Here is a 25,185-nt window from a genome sequence, read left to right on the forward strand (position 1 = left end):
GACGGCGACGGGCGCCTCGTCCTCCGGCCGCACATAGCCGCGATCGATCACGATCTCGCCGTCGCGGTCCACGCTGACGAAGACGCCGGCGCGCGCGATGTCGGCGGGATCGTAGACGACGGGACGTTTCTCGAAGGCTTCAAGCGCCTCCTCGATCTCGCCCAGGCGCTGGTCGATCTCGTCCGGCAGCTCGTCGGCGCCGTCATACTCCGCTTCGAGCCGGTCGTACTCGGCGCGCAGCGCCTCGCGTTCGTCCCGCTCTTTCTCGGTGAGATCGACGAAGGTGCTGCCGATCTGGCGCAGGCCGTGGTCGTAGCCGTAGGGCAGGTTGAGGTCGATCTTGATCCACTTCCAGCCTTCGGCGGCGATCTCGTCCGCGACCGCCTTCAGCTTCTCGCTGACCAGGCGGTGAAGGAGCGCCGGGTCGGCGAGCCAGCCGCCGTCATCGTCCTCGAACAGGTCGCGCAGAACCGCGCCGCCGGCGGCGACATAGGCGTCGATGCCGACAAAGCGCGCGCGCTTGTCGGAGGCGGGGATCGTGGTCTCGGTCAGCAGCTGACGGATATGCCAGGGCTGCCGATTGTACGAATGCTGCACGGCCTCCCACACCTGCTCCTGGCGCTGGTGGTCCGGACTGACGGTGAACGCCATCAGCATCTCAAGCGTCATGCGCTCCTCGGCATAGGCATCGCGCAGCACGGGCGTGACGGCGTTGAGACGAAGCCGCTGCTTCACGACCTGGACGGTCGTGAGATAGGCCGCGGCGATTTCCTCCTCGGTCATGCCCTTGTCGAGCATGTCCTGGAAGGCGCGGAACTGGTCGAGCGGATGAAGGCCGGCGCGAAGCAGGTTCTCGGCGAGGGAGTCGTCCTCCGCGAGGATCTTCGTGTCAGACTTGCGCACGATGCAGGGGACGAGCCCGTCCTTCGGGAAGCGCTTGGCCTTGACCAGGCGCTCGATGGCGCGATAGCGGCGTCCGCCCGCCGGCACCTCGAACATGCCGGTCTCATTTCCGTCCGCGTCGAGGATGGCGCGCACGTTGAGGCCTTGCACGAGGTCCTCGCGCCGGTCGATGTCGTGGACCAGCTCGTCGAGCTCGGCTTCCGGCCGGGTTCGCCGGACGTTGGACTCGGAGAGCACGAGCTTGTTGAAGGGGATGTCGCGCGAGCGCGAGAAGACGATCTTCCTGGCAGTCTTTGCCATGTCGGGATACTCCGCGACGGGCGCCGAGAGCCTCTCCCTCGGCTTCCAACCCGTCACGAAGCGAAGCGCCGCCCTCTCACTCTGAGGACGGCGCCTTCCGGCGATCCGGAGGGGCGTAGAACCGGAGATGCGCAGACGCTCATCTCCGGTTATGCGGATTTCAGGATGGGCGTCACGCGCCATCACGTCGAGGCGAAGCCGCCCGGTAGAGGATGCGCTCGGCCGCCCGGATGCTTCCCGCCTGGCGGGCGGCCTCCGCCCAGACCGAGATCGGGAAGTCGCCAGTGAAGAGGATGTCGCGCTCGATTCCCATGCCGAAGGGCAGGGTGATCGAGGTCAGTTCATCGAGCGAAAAACTGCCCAGTTCGGGATAGCCGAGATCGGCGAGGCCGAAGAGCGTATCGCCGTCAGCGTCCAGTTCGGTCGCGAGCCAGACGCCTTGGCCCAGCGGGTTGAAGAACTTGACGACGGGCACATGGTCGGCGCCACGATCACGCCCATTGGCGAGCAGGCGCTCGAGCAGGTCGTCGGTCAGGAGGATCATGCCGCTCTCCTGTCGTTCGCGTGTCCGCTGGCCGTCTCGGTTTCGGGGAGGAACGCTAGCAGCCAGTCGGCCGCCTTGCTGGCCTGGGACGCGGCGCGGACGATGGCGCGGTTGTCTTCGCGCAGCACCTCTAGCCACGAGCCGATGTAGTCGGCGTGGCGCACCGTCGGGGCGATGCCGAGCGAGGCGCAGCAGAAGGCCGCGTTCATCTCGGCGACTAGTTCCTCGAAGGCGTATTTCTTGGAGCCGAAGGAGCCGGTGAGGTCGCGGCCGAGACGGGACGCATGGCCCGTCGCGTGGCCGAGCTCATGCAGGGCCGTGCGATGCCAGTTGATTGTCTCGAAATACGCCTGCGGCGGCGGCACCTGCACATAGTCCTGCGCCGGCACATAGAAGGCGCGATCGCCTCCGATCCTGAAATCGATGCCCGTCGCCTTGATCAGCGCCTCGACGCGCGGCTCGATCAGGCCGGGCTCCGGTGCGGGCGGCGCGACAGCAAGATCGTCGGGCAGATCCTCGCACTGCGCGACGTTGAACACGGTGAAGCGCTTGAGAAACGGAATCGCCTGCGCTTCCTCGCCGGTCTCCTGCGCGCGCCGTTTCTCCTCATCGGGGATGAAGCGATCGGCGTAGACCACGGGGGTGCCGTGTTCGCCCTTGCGGACATGGCCGCCGAGCGATAGCGCCTGGCGGAAGGTCAGCCAGCTCTGGACCGGAAAGCCGTGCTCGATGACCGCGCCCCAGAGGATCAGCACGTTGATCCCGGAGTAGGCGCGGCCGGTGGCGGCATTCGCCGGCATGGCGAGCGGCGCTTTCGCCGCGGCCGTGCCCCAGGGCTGGACCCAGGGCACGCGCCCAGCCTCCAGCTCGGCGATGATCTTGTTGGTGATGTCGTCGTAAAGGCTCGCCCGGTCGGTCCCGGCGCGAGCGTTGCGGTCATGTCTGGACATCGCGGTTCTCCGCGACGGGCGCTGGAGGCCTCTCCTCCAGCCCTCAACCCGTCACGGCAAACCCGGTCCGCACTCTCACTCTCTATAGGGGGCGTTGCGGGGTCTCCCCGCGAGACAAGGGTCGGCCGAGACCGAGGCTCGGCCGCAGGGGAAGGCTTTCCCCTTCGTTTGGATTGATGCGGGATATCGTAGGCTGGCTACGATTCAGTCAGTGAATTCAAACCTGCCGCGTTTGCAGCTCCGCCGTGGGCTTTCCCAGCCCTGGCCACCAAGCTCGGTCCATCCCAGTTGCCGAAGGCAGCGATCGGCCGTGGGTGCCGCGCCCGGCTGACGGCCTTCTGGTACTGAATCCGTGAAGCAGGACCAGGAGCAGGGAGGCCTTCTCGCAACCCGACCTTGAAGATCACTTGAATTACCCGGCCATTGGCCGTACAATATATCAGATCGAGGAGATGGAGGTATTGAGATGGCCGAAGCAATCCGGAAGCCGACTCGTGGTCGGGTTCGCGGTGAGCGTCTTGAGACCCGCGTGACGACCGAGCAGAAGAAGCTCATCGAGCGTGCCGCGGCACTTCAGGGGCGGACTGTGACAGACTTCGTGCTTACAAGCGTGCAGGACGCCGCCCGACGCGCGATCGAGGAACACAGCCAACTCGCTCTCTCACTGCATGACAGCGAGGCGTTCGTTGATGCGCTGCTGAACCCGAAGCCGATCAATGATCGCCTTCGTGAGACGGTCCGCCGTTATCGCCAACGTGCCGGCGTCTGACGCGTGCCTCGCAGTATCGAAGAAAAGCTCCGCGTCGAGCCGCTAAGTTCGAGCCATGACCGATCGGAGTTTGAGAGTGGGGTAGAGCCACTCGACAGATATTTTCGGACACAGGCAGGACAGGACGCACGGAAGAATATGGCCGCGCCTTTCGTCCTGGTGCTGCTGGATGGGACGATCGCGGGATACTACACGCTCTCCGCAACGTCTGTGCAGCTCGGCGAGCTGCCGGCGCAAACGGTGCGGAAGTTGCCGAGATATCCGCTGGTTCCCGCGACGCTTCTAGGCCGGCTAGCTGTGGACCGGCGTCACCAGGGAAAAGGTTATGGGCGGTTTCTTCTGGGCGATGCCCTCCATCGGACGGCGCGGAGTGAGATTGCGTCGTTCGCGGTGATCGTGGATGCGAAGGATGAGAACGCGCGGCGCTTCTACGAACGGGAGAGCTTTCTGCCATTTCCGGATCAGCCAATGAAGCTGTTTCGGCCGATGACAGATATCCGGCGGCTGTTCGATTAATTAATGCGCCAATGTTGGACGCATCTTAGGGAAATAGAAGAGGAGCGGGGGATCAGAATGAAGGCGTTTGAATTCGATCATCGTCTCGTCGATTCCTATGCCCGTTTCTCGCGGTCATTCAGCACTATTCGATCCGATGATCTGAAGTCGGAAATCGATCGGCAGTACGATGCCGGGCGCTTCTGGCCAGGCGCGCTTCTGTCTCTCAACCCTCGATATCTTCAGGGGCCGACAATCGACGATCTGGTCGCCTCGGGCGATCTCGACGAAGCGACTGGCAAAATATTCCGGTTCGGGTCGACGCCTCTGCGGTTCTATCGTCACCAGGGGCAGGCTATCGCCAAGGCGCGGGCGGGCCAGAGTTATGTGGTCACCACGGGAACCGGATCGGGCAAATCGCTTTGCTTTTTCGTTCCCGTGGTGGACGCAATTGTTCGCGCACGGAAGGCGGGCAAGGGGCGTAGAACCAGCGCCATTATCGTCTATCCGATGAACGCTCTGGCGAACAGCCAGATCAACGAGATCGAGAAGTTCATATCCCAATCCGACCTGCCAGCAGAGATCAGACCGGTGGTGCGACGTTACACTGGCCAGGAGAGTCAGGAGGAGCGGCAGCGGATCGCAGACAACCCGCCGGATATTCTACTCACCAACTTCATGATGGCCGAACTGCTCCTAACCCGGCAAGACGGCCTCGACACCAAAGTTATAGAAAATGCGAGCGGTTTGAGGTTTGTCGTTCTCGACGAGCTGCACACGTATCGGGGCCGCCAGGGCGCCGACGTCGCCATCCTCGTCCGCCGCCTTCGCAATCGCTGCACGCCAGACGAGACTCCGATCTGCATCGGAACATCGGCCACTATGGCGAGCGAAGGGTCTGATGCCAATCGCGCGCAAGCCGTAGCGAACGTTGCATCGCGTCTTTTCGGGGTGTCCATAGGACCGGAAGCGGTCATCGACGAGTCGCTTGAACGGGCAACGGATGACCGATTGAAGCTTGATGATGTGCGGCCGAAGCTCGCGTCTGTCCTGACATCTGCGCTCCCAGACGTGTTGACCGATGAGGTCCTGAGGGAGCATCCCTTGGCGGTCTGGACCGAATTGGCAATCGGGCTGGACGACGCGCAGGAGCTCAAGCGCAAGAAGCCCATTCCGTTTGAAGAGGCCGTGGGGCTGCTATCAAAGGATAGCGGCGTCGATCCCGAAACCTGTCGAAGTAGCCTCGAGACATTTCTAACCCGCGTCAGCCTGCCGGAAACAGAGCGAGGCGGCTCTGGGACAGGTGCATTCCTGGCATTCAAGCTTCACCAATTTATCTCGGGCGCAGGCGAGGTCTTCACCACACTGACCGAGAAGCCCCGGAAAGTTCTGTTCGAAGGTCAGCTCGAAGACCCTAGCGCGCCAGGCCATCGCCTCTATCCAACCCGTTTCTGCCGGGAGTGCGGACATGAGGTCCATGTGGTCGTCAAAACAGAGGACGCCGAGGGTACGCTGTTCTTGCCAAGGAATATAGACGATGCGCCGCTGGACGATCAGGAGGGTGATGCTGCAGGTTATCTAACCCCCACGGGCGACGGCGACCCCGATTACCTGTTTACGGGTGATATCGAATCTTATCCCGAGGATTGGCGCGAGGAGCGTTACGGCGTCGAACGACTCCGCGCGAACCGGAAACGACGAGTGCCCGAGATGGTCACCGTTTCGCCCGACGGCCACCTCGGTTCACCGGGCAAGAGCTTCTGGTTCATACCCGGCAAGTTTGGGTTCTGCCCATGCTGCCTTGACCAACCGCACCCAAGCATGCGGGAGCGCACCAAGCTTGCGGGGCTGTCGGGCGAGGGCCGTAGTTCAGCCACGACGCTCCTTGTCGCAACTGCCCTGGAATGGATGAACAGGTCCGACAGCGGCGTCCCCAAGGAAAAGCGCAAGCTTCTCGGGTTTACCGACAATCGTCAGGACGCCGCCCTTCAAGCAGGGCACTTCAACGATTTTCTATTCGTCAGCCTGCTGCGCGGTGCGATCCTGCGAGCCGTCCTGGACGTCGGCGACGATGGCCTGACCGAGGATGAGTTTGGTCTGCGGATCGTGAGGGCGCTCGGTTTCACCGCCGCTAACCGAGATACGCGCGTCCACTGGATGCTGGATCCCGAGGCGGGGGCCGTGGTCCGCGAGGACGCCCAGCGCTCGCTCCAAAAAGTTCTAGCCCATCGGCTTTGGACGGACCTGCGCCGGGGATGGCGCTACACCAACCCGAGCCTGTCCGTTCTCAAACTCATCGACGTCGAATTCATCGGCCTCGATGACATCGCTGAAGACACCGAGCGCCTGGCCGCCATCCGGCCGGAATTCGGCGCGCTCGATGCCACTGCGCGTAAGGTCATGTTGAAGAAACTCCTTGGCGCCATGCTCGAAGGCTTGGCCGTCGGAACAGAAGCGCTCGATCCGACCGTTCTCGAAGGAGTCGCCCAGAAGTCCCGCAATCTGCTGCGCGCCCCATGGGCTATCGACATCAAAGAGACGCCCCGAAGCCGAACGACGCTGTTCCTGCAAGCCCCAGGCAAGGATCAAGTAAGCCTGCGGGAGGAGCAGACGATCGTCCGTGCCGGCCACAATTCCCGCATCGGACGCCTGATCAATCGCAAAAGCGTCATTGGGACTAAGCTCGGCAAGACTGACTACTTGACCGCCATAACTGGCCTGATGGACCTCCTTGTGCGCGAGGGATTGGTGTCGTGTGTCGAGTTGGAGGAGGATCTGCAAGGCTGGCGTCTATCGCCGTCAGCTGTCCGTGTCGTGCCCGGCGAAGCCATTCGACGCGGCGCGGCGCAGGGCAACCGTTACTTTCATGATCTCTACAATGAGATTGCTGCCGACCTGAAGGCCGGCCAGAGCAACTTCTGGGGTCTCGAAGGTCGTGAACACACGGCCCAAGTGACCCAGAGACAACGCGAATGGCGCGAGTGGCGCTTTCGGTTCGAGAAGGAGGATCGGGACAATCTCGCGAGAACCGCCGCCGACCTCAAGGCCGCTGGCGAGTCGGAGCAGTTTCTCCCCGCCCTGTTTTGCTCGCCGACGATGGAACTCGGCGTCGACATCTCGGCGCTCAATGCTGTCTATCTGCGAAATGTACCGCCGACGCCAGCCAACTACGTCCAGCGCGCTGGCCGCGCGGGTCGTTCGGGGCAGGCCGCTGTCATCGCGACCTATTGCGCCGCCCAATCACCTCATGACCAATACTTCTTCGAAAGGCGCAATGAGATGGTGGCGGGCGTCGTTCGTCCGCCGGCCCTCGACATCACCAATGAAGAGCTCGTGCGTTCGCATCTGCACGCCGTTTGGCTTGCCGAGGCGAAGCTAGCTCTGTCTCCAGACATCCCCGAAATTCTCGACCTGACCCAAACGGGGTACCCGCTGAAGCAGGAGATCCACGCCGTCATCGACCGGCCTGAATTGGCGATAGCTGCGCACGCTCCGATGAAGCGCGTTCTCGACCAGATCCTCGCTTCGGTGGAGGGCCGCAAGCCCGCCTGGATGAGCGATCCGAACGAATTCGTTTCCTCCGTCGCTCTGCGGGCGCCACAGGAATTCGATCGAGCCTTCGACCGGTGGCGGGAGCTTTACAACTCCGCCCGGACGCAGCTCATTGAAGCCAATGCTCGTTCCGAGATCACAGGTCTCTCGGCGGCGGACCGTCGTCGCATCAAGGCCTCGCAGATGCAGGCCAGCGACCAAATCGCCATTCTCGAACAGGGCAAAGCCTCGAACGGTTCGGACTTCTACTCCTACCGTTATCTAGCGACGGAAGGTTTCCTGCCTGGCTACAATTTTCCCCGACTGCCGCTCTACGCGTTCATTCCTGGCGAGGGAAAGACCGGCTCCTTTCTTCAGCGCGCTCGCTTTCTGGCCATCTCGGAGTTCGGGCCGCGCAGTCTGATCTATCATGAAGGCCGTGCCTACCGGGTCATGAAGGCGAAGCTGCCGCCAGAAGTGCGAACGGGCGATGGCGCGGAGCTCGCTACCCGAGACATCTACATTTGCTCGAACTGCGGCGCTTGCCATGACGGTGAGGTCGAGCGCTGCCATGCTTGCAACAGCCCGATGGCCGGCGAGACGCCCGTACAGCGGACACTCCGGATCGATAACGTCGAAGCCGCGCCGGCCGAGCGGATCACAGCGAACGACGAAGAACGCGTCCGGCAAGGCTTCGACATTCAGACTGTCTTTTCCTGGCCGAAACGCGAAAGCCGAGTACAGATTACAGAGGCCGATTTCCGCTGCGAGGACGCCTCAATCTTCAAGCTGCAATATGCCAACAGCGCCGAGATCAGCCGGATCAATAAGGGGCTGAAGCGACGCGCCAATCAGACCGTCTTCGGCTTCTACATCGATCCGCGCAGCGGCTACTGGGCAAAGTCCGACGACGAGGAGCCCGACGTCGATGTGCCGCCGGATGTCGTGAAGCCGGTTCGGATTGTTCCTATCGTTCGTGATCACAAAAACGCGCTGCTCTTCCGGTTCAACGATCCGACGGCCTATGCCCCCGAGACGGTTGTCACCGTTCAGCACGCCTTGATGAGAGGCATTGAGGTCGTTTTCCAACTCGAGGAAGGTGAGGTTCTCGGCGAGCCATTGCCTGCCCGCGATAACCGTCGCGCCATCCTGGCCTATGAAGCCACGGAGGGCGGCGCCGGAGTGTTGAGCCGTCTCATCGAGGATCCGCAGGCGCTCGGCAAGGTGGCCCGAGAAGTGCTGACCCTGATGCATTTCGACAGAGTCGATGAAGCGATCGCGGCAGGCGATGCCAAGCTGCTCATCAGCCGCGACGGGGAGGCATGCGTCCGGGGGTGCTATCGTTGCCTGCTTTCCTACTTCAACCAGCCCGATCACGAGCTGATCGACCGTACGGGGGACGAAGCAAAACAGCTGCTGATTGATCTGGCGCGGGGGCAGGTGGTGCTTGCCGCGTCGGCCAGCCCGTTGGGCGAAAGCGCGGAATGGGAGCGTGCCTTCAAGGATGCAGGGCTCCCAGCTCCCGATGCGTCCGTCATCACCTTCTCCGGTCAGACGATGAGGTTCGCGTGGCGCAGCCACTACGTCGCTGCCTGCGTCTCTCCTCTGACCGAGGGAGCGCGCCAGGAAGCTGAGTCCAAGGGCTGGGCGCTGTTCGAGTTGCCGGGATCGATTGCCGCGGGTGTGCCCGACGCTTTGATCTCGATGTTTGGGGGAACATCCCGATGACGGTGAATTTCGCCCCAGGAGATCTGGTCCGCGCCCGCGGGCGCGAGTGGGTCGCGTTGCCGTCGCCGCAGGACGGCATTCTGGCGCTTCGCCCACTCTCGGGCAGTGAGAACGATACGGTGATCCTCGACCCGAAGCTCGAGATTCTCCCTGTTGAGCCCGCCGGTTTCGATCTACCTGCCGACGCTGCGGCGACCGTTCAGGCGAAGGCGGCGCTGCTCGCGGATGCGATGCGGCTGACCCTACGACGTGGGGCGGGACCTTTCCGCTCCGCTGCGCAACTCGCCTTCGAGCCGCGGACCTATCAGCTCGTGCCTCTGCTGATGGCCCTTCGCCTATCGGTGCCGCGCCTGCTCATCGCGGACGACGTGGGCATCGGCAAGACGATCGAGGCTGGCCTGGTCCTGCGTGAGCTGATGGACCGAGGCGAGGTGGAAGCGTTCTCGGTGCTCTGCCCGCCGCACCTCGTCGATCAATGGCTAGGAGAGCTGAAGGCGCGCTTCGGGATCGACGCCGTCGCTGTCACGTCCGGCACCGCGAGCCGACTGGAGCGCAGCCTGCCGCTCGCCCAGACCCTCTTCGACGCCTATCCCTTCACGGTGGTCAGCCTCGACTACATCAAGGCGGAGAAGCGACGCGAAGGCTTTGCGCGCACCTGTCCGGACTTCGTGATCGTCGATGAGGCGCATGCGTGCGTTGGCACGCACCAGGGGCGGCAGCAGCGTTTCGAGCTTCTGTCGGGGCTCGCCCGAAATCCAGAGCGAAGGATGATCCTTCTGACGGCGACGCCGCATTCCGGAGACGAAGATGCCTTCGCGCGCCTGCTCTCCCTGATCGAGCCGTCATTCGCGTCGATGGACTTCGATGACGCTCGCTACCGTGAACGCCTGGCGCGACACTTCGTGCAGCGACGCCGGATCGATCTCATCTCGGGGGATTGGGATGAAGACCGTGCCTTCCCGAAGCACGAGACGACGGAATTCGCCTACCGCCTCACCGAGGCTCATCGCAGGTTTCAGGAAGCGGTGCTCGACTACTGCTTCGGCATCGTGTCCCGTGCGGGATCGGGACAACGAGAGCGACGCTTGGCCTTCTGGGGCACGCTGGCTCTGATGCGATGTGTTGGCTCATCGCCGGCTGCAGCGCTGAGCGCCCTGCGGAACCGAATGGCGACCGAAAGCGATCGGCTCGAGCCACAAATCTACGATGAGGACAGCGACGACGAAGATGCGGTTGATCTTGAGCCAGGCACGGCATTTGACGTCGATCCGGAGCTTCTCGCTCTGGTCAAGGAGGCCGAGGCCCTGATCGGCAGACCTGACCCGAAGCTGACTGCGTTGGTCGATGCGCTGACGCCTCTCATCAAGAGGGGCGCAAATCCCGTCGTGTTCTGCCGCTTTCTGGCGACGGCCGAGCATGTCCGCGATGGCTTGCGCAAGGCCTTCCCGAAACTGGTCATCGAAGCTGTGACCGGCGTTCTTACGCCGGACGAGCGCCGCGATCGTGTCGCCGACATGGCGACTGCGGATGACGAAAAGCCGGTCCAGCACATTCTCGTCGCCACGGACTGCCTATCGGAAGGCATCAACCTCCAGCAGCTCTTCGACACGGTCATCCATTACGATTTGTCCTGGAATCCAACGCGGCACCAGCAGCGCGAGGGGCGAGTGGACCGCTTCGGTCAGCCGGCGGAACTCGTCCGCTCGATTATGATGTTCTCGCCGGATAGCGCCATTGACGGCGCGGTGCTCGAGGTCATTCTCCGCAAGGCCGAGGAAATCCGAAAAGCGACAGGCGTCACCGTGCCTCTCCCTGAGGAACGAGGGCCGGTGACGGATGCGCTGATGGCGTCGATGATGCTGCGTCGCGGCGTGTCCCGGCAGCTCACGCTCGATCTTCGGCTCGATGACGGGGCCAAGGTTATGGAGACGCGCTGGCGCGACGCCGCCGAAAACGAAAAGAAGTCCCGCGCGCGTTTTGCGCAGAATGCAATGAAGCCGCAGGAAGTCGCCCCGGAATGGGAGAAGGTCCGCACGCTCCTCGGCTCTCCAGCAGAAGCCCGCCTTTTCGTCGAGCGGGCGATGGCGCGTTTTGGCGTGCCCCTGGAAATTCAGAAAACCGTGCTTCTGGCACATGTCGACGCCCTTGATGCCGCCCTGCGCGAGCGCTTGAAGGAGCATGACCTGACCGGATCGGTGCGTCTGGCGACTGCCGAGCCCGCGCCATCGGGCACCGCTTTACTCACCAGGACGCATCCCCTGACGGCCACGCTTGCCGAAGCGCTGGTCGAGGCATCGCTCGATCCAGAGTCGCTGTCCGGGCTCGGCATTGGCCGGGTCGGCGCCTGGCCGACCGCCGCGGTTCAACAAGTGACTCGCGTTGCTCTCCTGCGTCTTCGGTTCAAGTTGACTGTCCATGCGCGTAAGGAGCGGCTGCTGCTGGCGGAGGAAGCGGCGCTCGTTGCGATTCAAGGCGGGGGGATCGTGGCGTTCGGCGACACCGCCCGGGAGTGGCTCAACACACCGGCCACGTCCGATCTCGCGCCCGTCGCACGCGACAGGTTTGTCGCGAAGGCGAGGGAGGACTTGCCGAGCCTGCTCGGCGGTCCAATTGCTGACTTCGTACGATCGCGCGCGCAAGAGCTCATGCAAGACCATGCCCGCCTCCGCGCCGCGTCGGGGTCTGCCTCGCGCGTCACCGTAGAGGCCGTGCTGCCGCCAGATGTGATCGGCCTCTTCGTGCTGATCCCCGGAGAGGCCTGAGCCATGGCCCGTAAGCCCGTCACCGATATGTCGGCCTGGCCCTCGCTCACGCTGGAGGGCAACCTCATTGCTCCGGCGATGGTCGCCAGCATCGACCGCCGACAAGCTTCCGATCAGACGGAGGAGGACTACCGGATCCGCAAAGGCCTGACGATCCGCGAGGAGATCTCGACGGCCTTCCGTGTGGGCCAGTCCCATTTCGATGCGTTCGCGAAACTTCAGAATCCCTCGGTGGAGGCCACGCGGCGCTTCGTGCGGGCCTTCCTTGCGGAAACCTTCGGCTTCGATGATCTCGCTCCGGCTGACGGCGTGATCTCGTTCCTAGCCGGTGGCCGGGTCCCCATCGTTGTCGTGCCGCCCTCGGAAGAGAGGCTCGATCGTCGCAGCCCGACGCTGTCGACCGATCGTTCGCGATCTCCGGCATTCGCGCTTCAGGACTATCTCAACGACAGCGATGACGTGCTCTGGGGACTGGTCACAAACGGGGCCGTCCTCCGCCTCATGCGTGACAACGCCTCGCTGACCCGTCCCGCCCACATCGAGGCCGACCTTGTCGCTATCTTCACCAACGAGGATGCCGCCTCCTTCGCGGTCCTCTGGTCGCTGATCCACCGAACCCGGTTCGGCATCGCTGGCACGCCCGTCACCGATTGCGCGCTCGAACGCTGGCGTGAGGCGGGCTCTCGCGAGGGCGAGGCGGCTCGCGACCGGCTGGCGGCTCAAGTCGAAACCGCGCTCAAGGTGCTCGGCTCGGGTTTCCTCGAGGCCAACCCCGAGCTCGCCGCGCGCCTGAAATCCGGCGAGGTCAATCTGATCGAGTGGTTCAACGAGCTTCTGCGCCTCGTCTACCGACTCATCTTCCTGATGGTGGCCGAGGATCGGGATTTGCTGCACCCCCCCATCGAGGAAGATGATCAGCAGCGCGCAAAGAAGCTCGCTGCTCGCAAGCTCTACGCGGAGGGCTACAGCCTCGCCGCGCTGCGGGCGCAAGCGGTACGCGCAGCCACATGGGACAAGCACCACGACCGCTACGAGGGCATCAAGGTGGTCTTCCGCGGCCTTGCGCGCGGGCAGGAGGCGTTGGGGCTTCCTGCACTCGGCGGGCTCTTCAACGCTGACCAACTGCCGCATCTCGAAACCGCGCGCCTGCGCAACCGCGCCTTCATGCAGGCGGTTTACCGCCTTGCCTGGCTTTCCGACAGAACCGGCATGGTGCCGGTGAACTGGCGCGCAATGGAAACAGAGGAGCTGGGTTCGGTCTACGAGTCCTTGCTCGAGCTTCAGCCACAGCTCGGCGACGACGGCAGGACGCTCCTGTTCGCGTCGGAGGCTGCCGAGCAACGGGGCAATCAGCGTAAGACGACCGGCTCCTACTACACGCCGGACAGCCTGGTTCAGCTCCTGCTCGACAGCACGCTCGATCCGGTTCTCGACGAGAGAGAGGCCCAAGCCGCCGATCCAGCCGAAGAGCTCCTGAAGCTCACCGTCATCGATCCTGCCTGCGGCTCGGGGCATTTCCTGCTTGCAGCCGCGCGGCGCATCGCCACCCGCGTCGCCCGCCATCGCGCCGGTGGCATCCCTTCGGCATCCGACTTCCGCCATGCGCTGCGCGAAGTCGCTTGTCGCTGCCTCTATGGTGTGGACCGCAACCCAATGGCGGTCGAGCTGACGAAGGTTGCGCTCTGGATCGAGGCGCTAGAGCCGGGCCGACCGCTCGCCTTCTTCGATGCGCAGATCCGCTGCGGTGACAGCCTGATCGGCGTGTTCGACCGCGCAATGTTGCGGGAAGGGTTGCCTGACGAGGCCTACAAGGCGCTGACCGGTGACGACAGGGAACTCTCCCGTCGCTATGCTCGCCTCAACAGGGAGCAGCGCGATCGGGCGAAGGGTCATCCGCTGCTGTTCAGGAATTGGTCGCCGCCCGAAGTCCTGGCCGAGCGCGATCACAAGCTCAAGGAGATCGCGCAGGACGATCTGACGAGCGTGGAGGCAAAGGCGCGCGGCTTCTACGCGATGCGCTCGTCCGATGATTGGCAGCGCCTCAAGACAGCGAGCGACCTCTATATCTCGGCTAATTTCTACATGGCCGCGTTCTTCACCCCGAAAGCGGGCGGCGCGGCAAACACCGATGCCATGCCGCTCACGGAGCATGTGTGGCAGGCGGCAGGCGGCCAGGCGCCGGCCGAACATCTGCGCCAGGGCGCGATGCTGACGTCCCAGAAAGTGGGCGCCTTTCATTGGTTCATCGAATTTCCCGAGATCATGGAGCGTGATGGCGGCTTCGATGTCGTCATCGGCAATCCGCCTTGGGAGCGCATCAAGCTCCAAGAGCAGGAGTTCTTTGCCGCGCGCTCACCTGCCATCGCCAGCGCGCCGAACAAGGTTGAGCGCCAGAAGCTGATCGATGCTCTGGAGAAGGCCGACCCGGAGAGCGCGGACGGGCGCCTGTGGCGAGATTTTGTCTTCACCAAGCGCACGGCGGAGGCTGCGAGCGAATTTGCTCGCTCATCAGGCCGCTATCCGCTAACCGGGCGAGGTGATGTCAATACTTACGCACTCTTTACCGAACTGTTCTCGCGCTTGGCCGGAGCGCATGGTCGGGCCGGTATCATCGTTCCTAGCGGTATCGCCACTGACGCTACTACTGCAACGTTCTTCTCCTCACTGGTGGATCAGCGGCGGCTAGTAAGTCTTCACGATTTCCAGACGGGGCTCGGCTTCTTTGACAGGATCGGACACGCTCGGTTTAAATTCGCGCTTGTGACGTTGGCGGCACCAGGAACGGGGCCAACGAAAGCCGCTTTCAGTTTCTTTTCCCGCACTATCGAGGAATTTGCAGACACCAGAAGACACTTTGATCTGTCTCCGTCAGAGATCGCCACAATTAATCCAAATACCAGGACAGCGCCTGTCTTTCGCTCGCGAGCCGATGCGGAGCTGACGGCGAAGCTCTATGCCCGCGCGCCCGTCTTGATCCAGGAGCGATCGCAGGAGGAGGGTGGCGACATCAATCCCTGGGGCATCACGTTCCAGACGATGTTCCACATGTCAGGAGATTCCGGCTTCTTCAGTGCGCCAGCGCAGATGGAGGCCGACGGCTGGCAACGCGACGGCGCGGATTGGGTGCGGGAAACAGCGACAGGCGTCGAACGCCGCGTGCCCCTCTACGAGGCTAAGATGATCCACCATTTCGATCATCGCTGGGCGACCTACGGCGGGGGCAGCAGCGACGACGAGGAAGGCGCTCGCGACTGTACGCTTGCCGAAAAGCTGAATCCCGATTTCGAGCCGTCGCCGCGTTACTGGGTGCCCGAAGACGAGGTCCTTCTGCGCGCGGCCCGCGTGCCATCGGCCCTGAAAAGCGCCATCAGACAGGCGCGAGGCGACGGTGGAAAGGGACGCCGCAAGGCGGATGCCGACGCCCAGGAGAGTGCCCGTGCCGCCGCTCTTAAGGCGCTCGTCACCTGGCTGGTTGGAGCCGTTCCTAGCTTGGAAGGACGCCCAGCCCGAGAGGCCGACATCTTCCGTCTTCTCGGCCGCGGGCAGGATTGGCGCGGCGCGCTGAAGGGATCGCCCGAGCGCTTTCTGCTCGATCCCAAGACACTCGCGGCCGGCGCCGAGATGCAGCGCGAGACGCCGCTGGGGGAATCCGATCTTACTCTCATAGCCGAGGGGCCGAAGGACGCGCTCGCTCTTGCGGAACTGCTGATCGCCGCCAAACAGCCCCGCTGGCTCATGGGATGGCGGGACATCTGCCGCTCGACTGATGAGCGGACGGTGATCGCGAGTGTGTTTCCGAAGGTAGGTGTTGGACACACCATGCCCATTTTCTACTTGAATGAGGGAGCTGAGCTCGCGGCAGGACATTTGGCAATGTGGCTGTCCCTGACGTTCGATTTCATAGCTCGGCTTTCCATCGGCGGGACACATCTGACCTACAGCTATCTGAAACAGTTTGCGGCACTGCCTCCCTCCACCTTCTCCAAGAGTGACCTCGATTTTATCCGTCCGCGCGTTCTGGAGCTGACGTACACCAGCCACGCAGTGAAGGCCTGGGCGGAAGATCTGGGATATTCGGGTCAGCCCTTTGCATGGAACGAGGACCGCCGCGCCCAGTTGCGGGCCGAGCTCGATGCCTTCTTCGCCAAAAAGTACGGCCTGACCGAGGAAGAGCAGCGATACGTCCTCGACCCTGCCAAGGTCAAAGGCGCTGACTACCCCTCAGAGACTTTCCGTGTGTTGAAGGAAAAGGAAATCCGCCTCTACGGCGAATATCGCACCGAGCGCTTGGTGCTGGAGGCCTGGAAGCGGATGGACGTGCCGTCGCTCGAGGAGCTTCTTTCCGACATCGATAGTAAGCCCGATAATCATTGGGCCTGGCCCGATAGCGTTCAGCCTCGTGATCGTCTCCGCTATGCAGCCCAGTACGCGCTTTGGCTGATGGATCCGGTGATCGATGGTCCCAATCTGCCCTTCGTCATTGCCAGCTTGGCGGAGCCGAGAAGGCTTGCTTCCCGGCTGACAGGTGGTGAGCGGCACCAATGGATCAGACTCATTGGTCCCGATGCGCAGCTCGATCAGGACGTGACGCGAGTACGGCCGCCCATCGACGAAGCATGGCGATCGATGCACGATACCCTGCTTACCTCTGGCCAATTGGAGGAAGGTGCCGACGGGGCATGGACGCGGGGCCGGCATTTTAGTCCGGCTGGATTGCAAGCCGCTTCCGCCGATGCAGAGCGCACCGCCTTCGCGATACGCGCAGTGCGAAGCATGGATGTCGGCAGCATCGCCGCTGCGGCCGCACCCGAAGACAATGTGATCTGGGCGAGGTTCGGAAGTGGCCGCTCAGGCTGATCTGTTCAGCGCGGCGATCCAGCCGCCGCAGGCGCCGGAAGGTCGGGCCGGGCCTCGTCTGTGGGTCCGAAGGCTCGCCATCTTCAGCGATTTGCAGACCCCGATCCGCAACGTGCCGCTGAAGCCTGGTCTCAACATCATCTGGACGCCGGACATGTCGAGCAGCGGCAGCCGCGCCTTGGCCCATGGCAGCGGCAAGACCACCTTCTGCCGGCTGCTTCGGGCCTGCCTGGGCGAGCCCGGCTATGCGACGGACGCTCAGCGATCACGCCTCATGGCGCGGCTTCCGAATGGCCTCTTCGCGGCCGAGATTCTGATCGACGGCGTGTGCTGGGTTGCCATTCGCCCACTGGGGCTGCCGGGTGGAGAGTTCGTCGTTCAGGCTGATTCCATCGAAGAGGCGATCGCACGGGGACATCGCGATGGCGATCAAGCATCCATCGATGCCGTAATCATCACCAGCTTCTTCTCGGCGATCGCGGGAGCGACGCCGCCAGAGATCAGCCGGAACCAAGTGTGGGATGTGCTGCGGGCGTGGCTGACGCGGGACCAAGAGTGTCGTTTGGCCGATATTCTGGCCTGGCGGTCATCACAGACACAGACCCGGTCCCGCGCGCAGGTTCTGGGCGAGACAGCCAAGCTGACCATGGTTCGTCTTGCCTTGCGCGCTCTGGATGCGGAAGAGCGTGCCGCCGCCGTCCGCGAACGGGAATTGGTGGCCGCTGTCGAGGAGGAACGCCGTCGCCAGACCTATCAGCAAGAGCGATTCGCCGATGGTTTGAAGGCTGTGAGGCTGGCGTTGGGTGTCGGCGACGACGTGGGTTTCGACGACACGATCGACCAGAAGGGGCTGGTCTCGCTGGCAAAAGAGGCTTTAGCCGATGCCATGCGTGCCGATTTGCCGAAGCCGCCGGATGTCGGCTCGATCTTCGCGCGGCAAAAGGCGCTCAATGAGGAGCACGAGACGTTAACAGCGAAGCGTCAGGAGTCGGAGAACGAGGCGCGTTTCAAGCGTGGTGAGGCCGAACGATATCGCTCGGAAGCGAGTCAAGGAGAGATCGACATCTCTCAGGGAGGAATCAGGGTCTGCCCCGTCTGCAGGGTCAGCATAGATGAGGTCAAGGCAAAGGGATGCAAGATTGCGCTCGAACGATGCGATCTGCCGGCGATTAGGGCGGCCATTGAGGAAAAGCAAAAGAAGGCCGCTGAACTGGACTCAGAAGCGAGCGCAGCAGAGCAGGAAGCCAAGCGCATTGAGGCCCTGATCCAACAGCTTGAGCCCCGCAAGCAGGCGCTTGAGGCGGAAGCAAAGGCCGCCGATGCGGCTAGCCGCGCCGCTCAGGCCGCTGCCAAGGCGGTGCAGGACCGTGTCTATCGGGCGAGGCGCACGCTCGATGACGTGCGGTCGCTTCGCGAGGGTCAGGCGGCTGCTAAGCTTACACCTCCAGCGACCCCGGAATTGGAAGCGGTTCGCGGGCAATTGGACGCTGGACGCGCGCGGGCGCGATCAGCCATCAGGACGTTGGAGGAACGATATCAAGGAGTCATGGCCGCCTGGCTCCCCGAGGGAGTGCAGGGCAGCATCAAGCTCGATGGGAACGGCCTGAAAGTAGATGCCGAATTCTCAGGGCGAGGTGAGGTTTCGACAGCAGCCCTGGACTCTCTCAAGATAGTTGCATTCGATCTCGCCGCACTGCATATGGCCGTCGAGGAAAAGGCGGATCTACCAGCTTTCCTTATCCACGACAGCCCGCGTGAGGCGGATTTGGACGGGCAGCTCTACGCCCGCCTTTTCAGCCTTGTGCATCAATGGGAGAGAGAGGTGGAAGCGCCTTGCTTCCAATACATTGTCACGACCACGACCGCTCCGCCGCCCGAACTGCAAGGTGATCGTTACGTAAGACTCGTAATGAGCTCGACTCCGGCGGAGCGGCGCCTGTTCGCAATGGACATTTGAGCGCCGCCGCGATGACGATCGAAACGCCCCAATCGTTTGTCGTCCGGGAGGAATGTCAGAAGGCGGCGTCGCAGAACGGCTTTCGCCGCATCCTGGGGGAAGAGGCTGGCTGGGCGGCCTTCGGCTCGACCACGGCGAAGGGCAACATCTACCTAGCCGCAACAGGACCGGCAGGGCCGTGGTATCTCGCCCTCGACCATCACGGCGTTATCGAGGAACTGGGCGTGCCCGCGGCCGATGTGGCCGGGCCTGGCCGCGTTCGTTTCGCCTTCGATACGCTCGGCGCACTCTATGGGGTGTTGCACCGTGTCTATGAACTCGGGGTCAGCCTGCCCGATGCACCGCTCATAGAGTTCGAGCATCGGGTCGCAAACCTGCCTCGCACGACGGAGGCCGAACGGCTGGTCGTCCAGAGGATCGGGCAGGATATCTTTCGCGATCGCCTGATGGATTACTGGCGGCGACGCTGCCCCCTGACGGGAATCTCCGACGCGGCCCTGCTGCGCGCCTCGCACATCATCCCATGGGCGGAATGCGAAACCGATGCGGAGCGGCTCAACGTGCATAACGGCCTCCTCCTTTCGGCCCTTTGGGATGCTGCATTCGACCGTGCACTCGTCACCTTCGACGATGAGGGCAAGCCCGAGTTCTCGCCTGGTCTCAGCGAGCAAGCGCGCGCCGAACTGCGCTGGAGCGCCCCCATTCCGCTGACGGATGAGCACCGACGTCGGCTTGCACGCCACCGTGAGCGCGCGCGAAGAGCCGATCTGGTCCCGGAATGAACGATCGTGGCCCGAGTTTTCACGCGTGAACAATTCTATGAGCTCGTCTGGACCAAGCCGATGACGTGCTTGGAGCCGTGCGCGAGCGTGCTGGCCAGCTACCCGACGATCTCCGCGTCGCTGGAGCGCCGCGTAGCGCATCGTCTACATACGCGGGATTTGTTCGCTGGATCACCCTTCGCCCATCGTAGCGGACTTCGGGCAGGAAGCGTGGCGTCGCGACGCTTGTCAGCTGATTGCCGTAATCACGACGCGAGTCGTGGTCAGCGTCTTCACCGCATGGATCAGGATGAATACCTGGTGCTTCTGCGTGAATGCCTCGGCGATGCATTCGTGGCGCACGCCATTGCGGTCGATCAGGGCCAGTGACCGTTTGCCCGACGCGCGGCGCTTGCCGAGCGGGATGAACGCACCAAGCTCATCGTCGGGCGTATAGTAGGGCTTCCACGGATATTGTCCGAAGGTTGCAGTGAAGGCATCCGACTGGATCGGCCGCCGCAACGTCGCGCGGAAGCCGTCGCCTTCGACCAGCTCCGGCATGTTGAGCACGACGACTGCGCAGATCCGGTGGTTCTTCGACACATATTGCCGGATCGAGGCGTAGAGCGAGGCGCCGAACGACTTGGCGAGACGGACCGGGGTGAAGATGCTGAACGCTTCGCCCTCGGCCATGTCGCGGAAGGTGTCGAGCTGGAACAGGACCTCGGAGGCGAAGACGTTGGCCTCGCGATCGAACAGTTCGGCCGTGGCCGCGTCCAGCGCATGGTCGCAGTCCTCGACGACTGCATACATGGGCCGCTGCCAGGGAAGAAAGCCATGCGCCGCTTCGTGCAGCCGAACGAACTGCTTCTTCACCGCCATCAGCGTCTGGTCGAGGAAGACAAGGCCGGCGCTGGCGTGGAAAAGGCCGCGGACCTTCGAGATGGCGCGCTTGAGCGCATCGCCGGCCGCAGCTCGCATCTTGGCGATGAAGCCCGGATTGAGAACATCCTCGGCGACCTCGTCGACCTTGGCGACGGCCATGATCTGAGGGACGGGAGTGGGAAGAACGCCGAACGCGCCCGCTTCCCGCAGTGCGCGTTCGGCTTCCTTGCGGACCCGGGCGAGCTGGCCGGGCGTCAATGAGCAGTCGTCCGGCCGGCTCATGCCTACCTGCGCTTGGTGCGGATATAGTTGAGATAGTCCAACAACGCGGTCTCCTCCTCGGCGGACAGATTGTCGATCGAGAAGGTCGCGGCCCTCCCGTGCTTTGCCCCCTTCGCGCGATCGCCCGTCGGCACGATATAGCCGGCGCGCTCCATCAGTGTTTCGTAAGCCACGCCCAGCGCAGAGGATAAGGCATAAAGAATGTGCGGCGAGGGCCTGGTGATCTTTCCGCCCTCAAGCTGACTCAGATAAGCGTTGGACACTTCTTTCCCTGTCGCTTCCTCGACGTCGCGGAGCGACATGTTCCGATCGAGCCGGGCTTTCTTGATGAAAGGGCCCAAATTGCTCGCCTTGCTGGTCTCTGGGACATCGTCATGGGTCATCTACGCTCCTTTGCTGAGCTCCGAATCCGAGCCCTGAAAGGGTAGAGCGCTTCCGCTAAGTACGTCAAGCGCGCTAATTGATCGCTTGACAAACTTAGCAAGCGAATCAAAATTAGCGGAAACCGGCGTTGGGGCCGGGCGACGCTGGAGATGCACATGACTGATGTTTCGGAGGCCGCGCTCGACCGCGGCGACAGCCGCCACACCATCGAGGTGGCGGACCACAGCTTGGCCTTCCGTCAGGTGCATATCGACGACCTCACCCCCACAGGCGCGCAGCTCGCCGCGGCCGTCGGCTTCAAGTCAGCCGACGGCGTCAGCGTGCTGCAGGTCCTGCCAAACGGAGATCTCGAGGACATCAGGCCCACCGAGACCGTGGACCTGCGCCGGGGCGAGGGCCGCTTCGTGATTGTCGAGAGCGACCGCGTCTATCGCCTGACCCTCGACGGCCAGCGCTTCGACTGGCCCTGCCGCATCGTCTCGGGCGGCCTCCTACGCAAGCTCGGCCACGTCCCCGCCGACAAGGCGGTCTTTCTAGAGCGTCATGACGAGCCCGACCGCCTAGTCGCCGACCACGATCTGGTCGACCTCGACGCGAAGGGGGTGGAATCCTTCATCAGCCGCAAGCGCGTTTGGAAGCTGAACGTGCAGGGGGTGGTCCTCGAGCTGACCATGCCCTCGATCCTCGTCCGCGACGCGCTGGTGAAGGCCGGCTTCAACCCCGACCAGGGCTGGCACATCTTCCTCAAGGTCGCCGGCCAGAAGAAGCAGCCGGTCGAGCTCACCACCGAAATTGACCTGCGCACGCCCGGCATCGAGAAGCTCCGGCTGACGCCGAAAGATGTCAACAACGGCGAGGCGTCGCACGCGCCTCGCCGGGAGTTCGCGCTGCTCGACGCGGACGAAGCCCATCTCGACCGCCTCGGCTTGCGCTGGGAGACCATCGTCGAGCAGAAGCGCCGGTGGCTGCTCATTCACGACTATCCGCTGCCGACCGGCTACACCGTCGAGCGGACCATGCTCGCGCTGGAGATCCCGCCCAACTATCCGGGCGCGCAGATCTACGGCTTCTACGTCTATCCGCCGCTCGCACTCGCCAGCAAGCGCGTCATCGAGAGCACCCAGCTGCGCGGGATTCTGCTCGGCGTCGAATTCCACGGCTGGTCGCGCCACCGCGGCCCGGCCGCGCCATGGAATCCCGCCGTCGACAACGTGGTGACGCAGCTCGCCTTGGTCGACGCGGCCCTGGCCAAGGAGGTCGGCGAGTGATCCCCGAAACCACGCTGGCCTTCGGCGGCGCGTCCCATGCGGGTCTGCGCCGCCATCTCTTTCCGGCCGACGGTCTGGAAGCCGCCGCATTGTTGATCTGCACGCGCGCGCCGGGCCCGCGGCGCCGGCTCCTTGTCCGCGACACCATCCTCGTGCCCTACGATGCCTGCGCGCGGCGCGCACGCGACGCCATCACCTGGCCGGGCACATATGTCGAGAAGGCGATTGACCTCGCCGAGCCGACCGGCTCGGTCATCATCCTCATGCACTCCCATCCCGGCGGCCTGTTCGCCTTCTCCGACGCGGACGACGAGAGCGATCGCCAGGTCGTTCCAAGCCTCTTTCAGGCCTTCGGCACGGAGCACGGCTCGGCAATCATGACGTCCGACGGGGCGGTGCGCGCGCGCCTCTATGGCCCAGACCTGCGTCCGCGCAACGTCGATCTCGTCACCGTCGCCGGCGACGACATCGCCCATTGGTGGGCGGACCGCGCCACGGTCACCGGCTCCGGTGACAGGCCCGTCGCTTTCACGAGCGCCATGACGGCCGAGCTCGGCCGGCTCTCGGCCCTGGTGATCGGCGCTTCGGGGACCGGCTCGATCACAGGCGAGCAGCTCGCGCGCCTCGGCTTCGGCCGCGTGCCGGCGGTCGATTTCGATCGAGTCGAGCTCAAGAACCTCAATCGCATCCTCAACTCGACGCGCACCGATGCCGAGGTGGGTCGCCTGAAGGTAGACGTATTTGCGGATGCCGCCGCGCGCCATCGCGGCGAGGGCGTCGCCATCCCGGTGGCGGCCTCGGTCACCACGCGCGAGGCGGTGCTGGCCGCGGCGCAATGCGATGTCCTGTTCTGCTGCGTCGACACGCTCGAGGCCCGCCACATGGCCGATCGCATCGCCGCGGCCTTCCTCCTGCCCCTGTTCGACGTCGGCGTCGTCATCCCGGTCCGGAGGTCCGGCCAGGCCTTCGCAATCGCCGACGTCTGCGGCCGCATCGACTATGTCCAGCCGGGCGGCGCGACCTTGCAGGACCGCGGCGTCTATACGCCGGAAAGCCTGCGCGGCGAATATCTCCGCGCCGTCGCGCCGGGGGCGCACCAGCAGGAGCTGGAGGCCGGCTATCTCAAGGGCCTTGTCGAGGAAGCGCCCGCCGTGATTACCCTCAACATGCGTGCCGCCTCCGCCTGCGTGAACGAGTTCATCGCGCGTGCTTATCCGTTCCGCCTGGAGTCCAATCGGCTCTATGCGCGCACCAGTTTCAGCCTGGCGGCGTGCGAGGAGGAGTATGTCGCCGAGGATGCGTTCGCCGCCGCGCCCAATCCGCTTTTCGCGCGTGGCGGCCTCGAGCCGCTGCTGGGCCTGCCTTCCCTGAAGGCGCCGGCATGATTAACCTGCGAATCAGGATCGCGCGCTGGTGGCGCAACACCTGGGCCCGGATCGAGCCGCGCCGGCGTCTTCGCATCGTCGAAGGAGACAGCCTGCCGGCGCGGCTGCCGCGGCGTGCGATCGTCCTTGCACGCGATGACGGCGAGGACTGGTGCGTCGGCTTGCGCTGTCCCTGCGGCTGCGGTGACGTCGTCGAGCTGCTCGTCGTGCCGGAGGCGAAGCCCCGCTGGGATCTCGCCGTCGACGCCAAGGGTCGGCCATCGCTCTCACCCTCAGTCTGGCGGCAGAAGGGGTGTCGCTCGCACTTCTGGCTCCGTCGCGGCCGTATTTACTGGTGTCGATAACCGCCCCGTTTCGTCGCCGACGCCGCTGAAGATTGTTGCGGTCTCCGGCCCTGCAACCAACAACGTTTGCGCGCGGTGCGCTATCTGGACCGTGGTTGCCTGCGGGTTGGATTCGTGGGCGGAGCAACGAACCGATCCGCAGCGATTGGCAGTTGAAGGGAAATGGCGCTGAATGGGACGGTTGGCGCACCCGGCACGCTTCAAACGTGCGGCCTTCGCCTTCGGAGAGCAGGCCGCCAGGTCATAACTTTGTTATGACTGTATGAAGCTATATATGACATGGGGCTAAGCCCTGTGTACGAGAAGGTGCGCAGTGGGAAGCGGGACTCTCCCGTTGACGGATTGAGCCATATGTCATATATGGTTATATCCGACTGAGACAAATTAACTCTAGTCATGTCCCGGCTCATTTCCGCCCCTTTCTTTAGCGCGCATCCGGTCTTCGACCGCGCGGAGTACGCGGCTGCGGTAGGCCGGGACCCGAGTGACAAGGTCGTCACCGCGATGCTTGCTCAGCACCTTCAAGCCGGCAACATCAAGCGGGTCGCGCGGGGCGTCTTCGCTTCCGTTCCCAAACACGCCGACGCCCGAAAGTGGTCGGTCGATCGGTTCTTGGCAGCATCCCGACTGCGCCGGGGCGCTGTCATCGCCTATCACTCGGCGCTGGAGCTGCACGGCTCCGCCTACACGGAGGGGTATGAGGTCCAGGTGATCGCACCCGGTGAGCCAGGCGTGCTCGAAGCCGCCGGCTTCTCCTGCCGCTTCGTCAAGCCGCCGCGCGGCTTCGCCCGACGAGATGGAGAATTGAAGGACGGGGTGACGGTAGTTGACCGCATGGGGCTCGACGTTCGCGTCAAGACAGTCGAGCGCACGATCGCAGATCTGTTCGACCGCTACGAACTCGCCGGCGGGGCGGATGAGCTGTTCAACTCTCTCGATCTCGTGGCACGGGTCGATGCTGCAGCACTGGTTCGCCACATGCGCGCGCTCGGCAACGCGGCGGCGGCCGGTGCGCTGGGCTTCTGGCTCGAGCGCGAACAAAAGCGGCTTGGCATTCCCGACGCAGCGCTCCGGCAACTG

16 protein-coding genes are annotated in these 25,185 nt (G+C 63.8%); 11 read left to right on the forward strand and 5 right to left on the reverse strand.

The features are described from left to right. The 3 genes from VFB18_RS14350 to VFB18_RS14360 form a co-directional block, all read right to left on the reverse strand. Positions 1-1,203, reverse strand: a 1,203-nt coding sequence (locus VFB18_RS14350) for a ParB/RepB/Spo0J family partition protein (RefSeq protein ID WP_414675766.1), incomplete at its 3' end; no start/stop codon positions are given. A 172-nt stretch (positions 1,204-1,375) separates the two neighbouring features. Beyond that, positions 1,376-1,747 carry a DUF2958 domain-containing protein gene (locus VFB18_RS14355; RefSeq protein WP_324976753.1) on the reverse strand — a complete coding sequence of 124 codons (372 nt, stop codon included), beginning with the start codon at positions 1,745-1,747 and terminating at the stop codon, positions 1,376-1,378. After that, positions 1,744-2,697, reverse strand: coding sequence for an ArdC family protein (locus VFB18_RS14360; protein WP_324976756.1), 954 nt, complete (start codon positions 2,695-2,697; stop codon positions 1,744-1,746). Before VFB18_RS14360 ends, VFB18_RS14355 begins: the two co-directional genes overlap by 4 nt. Positions 2,698-3,163: 466 nt before the next feature. On the opposite strand from VFB18_RS14360, the gene VFB18_RS14365 reads away from it, so the two are divergent. The 7 genes from VFB18_RS14365 to VFB18_RS14395 are packed head-to-tail and all read left to right on the forward strand — an operon-like array spanning position 3,164 to position 19,578. Further along, entirely contained in the window at positions 3,164-3,466 is a 303-nt protein-coding gene (locus VFB18_RS14365) for a DUF1778 domain-containing protein (RefSeq protein WP_324976758.1), read from the forward strand. Between the two features lie 3 nt (positions 3,467-3,469). Further along, positions 3,470-3,982 carry a GNAT family N-acetyltransferase gene (locus VFB18_RS14370; protein ID WP_324976760.1) on the forward strand — a complete coding sequence of 171 codons (513 nt, stop codon included), beginning with the start codon at positions 3,470-3,472 and terminating at the stop codon, positions 3,980-3,982. 57 nt (positions 3,983-4,039) lie between these two features. Further along, entirely contained in the window at positions 4,040-9,220 is a 5,181-nt protein-coding gene (locus tag VFB18_RS14375) for a DEAD/DEAH box helicase (protein ID WP_324976763.1), read from the forward strand. Beyond that, the gene (locus tag VFB18_RS14380) at positions 9,217-11,982 is read left to right on the forward strand and encodes a DEAD/DEAH box helicase (RefSeq protein WP_324976766.1); all 2,766 of its coding nucleotides are present in this window, start codon (positions 9,217-9,219) and stop codon (positions 11,980-11,982) included. Before VFB18_RS14375 ends, VFB18_RS14380 begins: the two co-directional genes overlap by 4 nt. A 3-nt stretch (positions 11,983-11,985) precedes the next feature. Further along, positions 11,986-16,839, forward strand: coding sequence for an Eco57I restriction-modification methylase domain-containing protein (locus VFB18_RS14385; RefSeq protein WP_324976768.1), 4,854 nt, complete (start codon positions 11,986-11,988; stop codon positions 16,837-16,839). After that, positions 16,823-18,796, forward strand: a complete 1,974-nt coding sequence (locus VFB18_RS14390) for a hypothetical protein (protein ID WP_324976770.1) — start codon at positions 16,823-16,825, stop codon at positions 18,794-18,796. Before VFB18_RS14385 ends, VFB18_RS14390 begins: the two co-directional genes overlap by 17 nt. Before the next feature lie 11 nt (positions 18,797-18,807). Next, entirely contained in the window at positions 18,808-19,578 is a 771-nt protein-coding gene (locus tag VFB18_RS14395; protein ID WP_324976773.1) for an HNH endonuclease signature motif containing protein, read from the forward strand. 228 nt (positions 19,579-19,806) lie between these two features. Here the strand turns inward: VFB18_RS14395 and VFB18_RS14400 are convergent, their stop codons facing one another. Further along, complete coding sequence (locus VFB18_RS14400) at positions 19,807-20,724, reverse strand: ImmA/IrrE family metallo-endopeptidase (RefSeq protein ID WP_324976776.1); 918 nt, start codon at positions 20,722-20,724, stop codon at positions 19,807-19,809. Positions 20,725-20,726: 2 nt separating this feature from the next. After that, positions 20,727-21,107 (reverse strand): helix-turn-helix transcriptional regulator, encoded by a 381-nt coding sequence (locus VFB18_RS14405; RefSeq protein WP_324976779.1) that lies wholly within the window; start codon positions 21,105-21,107, stop codon positions 20,727-20,729. Between the two features lie 156 nt (positions 21,108-21,263). Between VFB18_RS14405 and VFB18_RS14410 the strand changes: the two genes are divergently transcribed. The 4 genes from VFB18_RS14410 to VFB18_RS14425 all read left to right on the forward strand — a co-directional run. Further along, a complete protein-coding gene (locus VFB18_RS14410) occupies positions 21,264-22,376 on the forward strand; it encodes a multiubiquitin domain-containing protein (RefSeq protein WP_324976781.1) in 1,113 nt (370 codons plus the stop codon). Then, positions 22,373-23,761, forward strand: coding sequence for a ThiF family adenylyltransferase (locus tag VFB18_RS14415; protein ID WP_324976784.1), 1,389 nt, complete (start codon positions 22,373-22,375; stop codon positions 23,759-23,761). The genes VFB18_RS14410 and VFB18_RS14415 overlap by 4 nt, the downstream gene beginning before the upstream one ends. Further along, a complete protein-coding gene (locus VFB18_RS14420) occupies positions 23,758-24,105 on the forward strand; it encodes a DUF6527 family protein (RefSeq protein WP_324976787.1) in 348 nt (115 codons plus the stop codon). The genes VFB18_RS14415 and VFB18_RS14420 overlap by 4 nt, the downstream gene beginning before the upstream one ends. 396 nt (positions 24,106-24,501) lie before the next feature. After that, positions 24,502-25,185, forward strand: a 684-nt coding sequence (locus VFB18_RS14425; RefSeq protein WP_324976790.1) for a transcriptional regulator, incomplete at its 3' end; no start/stop codon positions are given.

The sequence above is a fragment of the Methyloceanibacter sp. genome (assembly GCF_035650995.1).
In the GTDB taxonomy this organism is placed as follows: Bacteria; Pseudomonadota; Alphaproteobacteria; order Rhizobiales; family Methyloligellaceae; genus Methyloceanibacter.